The organism is Streptomyces sp. NPDC058691, from assembly GCF_042714775.1.
In the GTDB taxonomy this organism is placed as follows: Bacteria; Actinomycetota; Actinomycetes; order Streptomycetales; family Streptomycetaceae; genus Actinacidiphila.
The window spans coordinates 81,102-85,173 of sequence record NZ_JBHXSO010000040.1 but is presented as its reverse complement, the minus strand read 5'-3'; the positions used below and the strand labels follow the sequence as shown (position 1 = coordinate 85,173).

Below are 4,072 nucleotides of genomic sequence, written 5' to 3'. Positions count from 1 at the left end.
GTGGGCCCGCGCCCCCCGCCTATTTTGGTTTTGTGTCCTCCCTTCCGGGGTTCGGGCTCCGTGTGTGTGGGGGGGGGCCCCCGGGCCCGGGCGGGCCCCCCCCTCACATGTTCGCGCTCCTACTTCTTGACGCGGATCTCGTCACGGATCTTCGCCGTGCTGTCGGCCCACTCGGAGATCGAAGGGGTCTTGGTGGTGCCGCCGATGTCCAGGTTCATGTTCATGGCCATGGCGACCGTGCTGTCGTCGGCCCAGGCGCAGTACGGGAAGCTGACACCGCCGGAGCCGAACGTGCCGCACTTCATGATGTCCCCGTCGAAGCCGGCGGGGTGCTGCTCGGCGGGGTCCTGTCCTGTGGAGGAACCGGCGTTGTTCTTGAAGCCGGTCAGCATCGCGTCCAGGGCGGCGCCGGGGTCGGTGATGTCGCCGTAGGCGCCGGAGACGACCAACTGGGAGTTCGAGGAGTTCTTGTACGCCCCCGAGACCGTCTTGGCGCTGCTGATGCCGGCGTCGTTCCCGGTCCTGCCGTTGCTGAGGCCGGAGTTGGCGCCGCTCGACTGGTCCTTGGTGTACTCGCCGCCCAGCAGAGTGGCCGGCATGGACAGCGTGTAGTCGCTGCCACCGCCGCCGAGGCCGCCGTCCTCGCTGCCCAGGAGGAACACCAGGCCGCCGCCGATCAGGGCGATCGCGAGGAGGACGCCGATGACAATGCCGACCACCTTGCCCTTGCCGCCGCCGGAGGGCGGGGGAGGGGCGCCCCAGCCGGCGGGCTGCCGGCCCCAGGGCCCGCCCTGCGGCGGGTGCGGGGGCTGCTGCGGGTAGCCGAAACCGGGCTGCGGCGCGCCCCCGTAGCCGGGCTGGGCCTGCGGCTGGGGCTGTGTGGGCGGCTGCGGGGGGTAGCCGTAGCCGGGCTGGCCACCCCAGCCTGGCTGGGGCGGTGGCTGGTTGAAGCTCATGTGGGGGTCCCCTCGTTGTTCACTGCTGTCTGGTGCTCATCCTGGCGATTGTTCAACCCGCCTTTGCCTCCGGAGCGTCCGGAGTCCGTAACAAGGTTGTAAGAGTGACCGGTTGGGACGATTCAGGGTGAACCGAACGTCATTCCGCGACCGTTCGGCCGACTGTCCTGCCATTTGTCCTGCCGTCCGGGCTGCCGTCCGTGCTGCCCTGCGCCGACGGGCGGGTGCCTGCGGATCTCCTCCTGCCCTTGTCGGTGCACGGTCATTCATCCGGGGTGTCGGTCCCGCCCGTACACCCGCACGGCATCGGATTCGTTGGCGGGGCCGCCGCGCCCGTAAACTGAGCGCCGTGACCGACAACACTCAGCAGGCCGCCGCGAGCGGGCCGAACAGCGTGACCCCCGAACTGCCGACCCAGTACGCGCCGGCCGAGGTAGAGGGGCCCCTGTACGAGCGCTGGGTAGAGCGCGGTTACTTCGAGGCCGACGCCAAGAGCGACAAGCCGCCGTACACCATCGTCATCCCGCCGCCGAACGTCACCGGCAGTCTCCACCTGGGCCACGCCTTCCAGCACACGCTGATGGACACCCTCACCCGCCGCAAGCGGATGCAGGGCTTCGAGACGCTGTGGCTGCCCGGCATGGACCACGCGGGCATCGCCACCCAGAACAAGGTCGAGCAGCAGCTCGCCGAGGAGGGCAAGTCCCGGCACGACCTGGGCCGCGAGGCCTTCGTCGAGCGCGTGTGGCAGTGGAAGGAAGAGTACGGCGGCCGGATCCTCGGCCAGATGCGCCGCCTCGGCGACGGCGTCGACTGGTCGCGCGAGCGCTTCACCATGGACGAGGGACTCTCCCGCGCCGTCCAGACGATCTTCAAGAGGCTCTACGACGACGGGCTGATCTACCGCGCCGAGCGCATCATCAACTGGTGCCCGCGCTGCCTGACGGCCATCTCCGACATCGAGGTGGAGTACCAGGAGGACGCCGGAGAGCTGATCTCCATCCGCTACGGCGAGGGTGAGGACTCCATCGTCGTGGCCACCACCCGCGCCGAGACGATGCTCGGGGACACCGCCGTCGCGGTCCACCCGGACGACGAGCGGTACCGCCACCTGGTCGGCAAGCAGATCAAACTGCCGCTCACCGACCGCCGTATCCCGGTCGTCGCCGATGAGCATGTCGACCCGGCGTTCGGTACCGGCGCCGTGAAGGTGACCCCGGCGCACGATCCCAACGACTTCGCCATCGGCCAGCGCCACGAGCTGCCCGCGCTGACGATCATGGACGAGCACGGCGTGATCACCGTCCACGGCCCGTTCCTCGGCCTGGACCGCTTCGAGGCCCGTTCCGCGGTCGTCGGGGCGCTGCGCGAACAGGGGCGCATCGTCTCCGAGAAGCGCCCGTACATGCACTCGGTCGGACACTGCTCGCGCTGCCAGACCACGGTGGAGCCGCGGCTGTCGATGCAGTGGTGGGTCAAGGTCGGCCCGCTCGCGCAGGCCGCGGGTGACGCGGTCCGCGACGGCAGGGTCGCGATCCACCCCGAGGACATGTCCCGCCGCTACTTCGACTGGGTCGACAACATGCACGACTGGTGCATCTCGCGCCAGTTGTGGTGGGGCCACCGCATCCCGATCTGGTACGGCCCCGACGGCGAGGTCGTGTGTGTCGGCCCCGACGAGGAGCCCCCGGCCGGCGAGGGCTGGACGCAGGACTCCGATGTCCTGGACACCTGGTTCTCCTCCGGCCTGTGGCCGTTCTCCACGCTCGGCTGGCCGGAGCGGACGCGGGACCTGGAGAAGTTCTATCCGACCGACGTCCTGCTGACGGGGCACGACATCATCTTCTTCTGGGTCGCCCGGATGATGATGTTCGGCCTGTACGCGATGGACGGCGAGGTCCCGTTCCGGACCATCGCCCTCACGGGCCTGGTCCGCGACGAGTTCGGCAAGAAGATGTCGAAGTCCAACCCGAACGCGGTGGATCCGCTGGACTGGATGGACAAGTACGGCTCCGACGCGGTGCGCTTCACCCTGGCCAAGGGGGCGAACCCGGGTGCCGACGTCCCGATTGGCGAGGACTGGGTCCAGGGCTCCCGGAACTTCACCAATAAGATCTGGAACGCCACGCGCTTCGCGCTGATGAACGGCGCCACGGTCGAGGGCGCGCTTCCCGCGCCCGAGGAGATGTCGGCCACCGACCGCTGGATCCTGTCCCGGCTGAACGCGACGGTCGCCGAGGTCGACGCGCTCTACGACGACTACCAGTTCGCCAAGCTCAGCGACGCGCTCTTCCACTTCGCGTGGGACGAGGTCTTCGACTGGTACGTGGAGCTGTCCAAGACCACCTTCATGGCGGGCGGTCACGCGGCCGAGGTGTCCCGGCGCGTGCTCGGCGAGGTCCTGGACAAGCTGCTGCGGCTGCTGCACCCGGTGGTCCCGTTCGTCACCGAGACGCTGTGGACCACGCTCACCGGCCGCGAGACGCTCGTGACCGCCGACTGGCCCGCCGACTCCGGCTTCCGGGACAAGGCGGCCGAGAAGGAGATCGCGGCCGTCCAGTCGCTGGTCACCGAGGTCCGCCGGTTCCGTGCCGACCAGGGCCTGCAGCCCGGCCAGAAGGTCCCGGCCCGCCTGGACCTGACCGGTACCGGCCTGGATGCCCACGAGGCCGCGGTGCGCCAGTTGCTGCGCCTCCAGCCGGAGGGCGAGGGCTTCGCGGCCACCGCCACCCTGCCGGTCGCGGGTGCCACGGTCGCCCTGGACCTGTCCGGCGTCATCGACGTCGAGGCCGAGCGCAAGCGGCTCGCCAAGGACCTCGCGGCGGCGGAGAAGGAGAAGGCGCAGGCCACGGCGAAGCTCGGCAACGAGGCGTTCCTGGCCAAGGCCCCGGACCCGGTCGTCGCCAAGATCCGCACCCGGCTGGAGACGGCCGAGGCGGACATCGCCCGCATCACCGCCCAGCTGGCGTCCCTGCCGCAGGCGTGACCGGGAGCCGTGGGGGGGGGGGGGGGGGCCCCCCCCCCCCCCCCCCCCCCCCCCCCCCCCCCCCGGGGGGGTGGGGGGGGGATGTGGGACCCGCCACCCCCCCCACCCCGCCCCCCCCGCCCCCCACGCG

The 4,072-nt window shown here is 70.7% G+C and carries 2 protein-coding genes; one reads left to right on the top strand and one right to left on the bottom strand.

The window, feature by feature from the left end; genetic code table 11:
• Positions 1-119: 119 nt before the first annotated feature.
• The gene (locus ACFWVC_RS26190; RefSeq protein WP_384290874.1) at positions 120-956 is read right to left on the bottom strand and encodes a hypothetical protein; all 837 of its coding nucleotides are present in this window, start codon (positions 954-956) and stop codon (positions 120-122) included.
• Positions 957-1,305: 349 nt separating this feature from the next.
• On the opposite strand from ACFWVC_RS26190, the gene ACFWVC_RS26185 reads away from it, so the two are divergent.
• Positions 1,306-3,942, top strand: a complete 2,637-nt coding sequence (locus ACFWVC_RS26185; protein WP_384290871.1) for a valine--tRNA ligase — start codon at positions 1,306-1,308, stop codon at positions 3,940-3,942.
• The last annotated feature ends 130 nt before the right edge of the window (positions 3,943-4,072 follow it).

Bases quoted from the DNA above. Each gene is read 5' to 3' on its own strand.
- ACFWVC_RS26190 (WP_384290874.1), bottom strand. From the start codon at position 956: ATGAGCTTCAACCAGCCACCGCCCCAGCCAGGCTGGGGTGGCCAGCCC.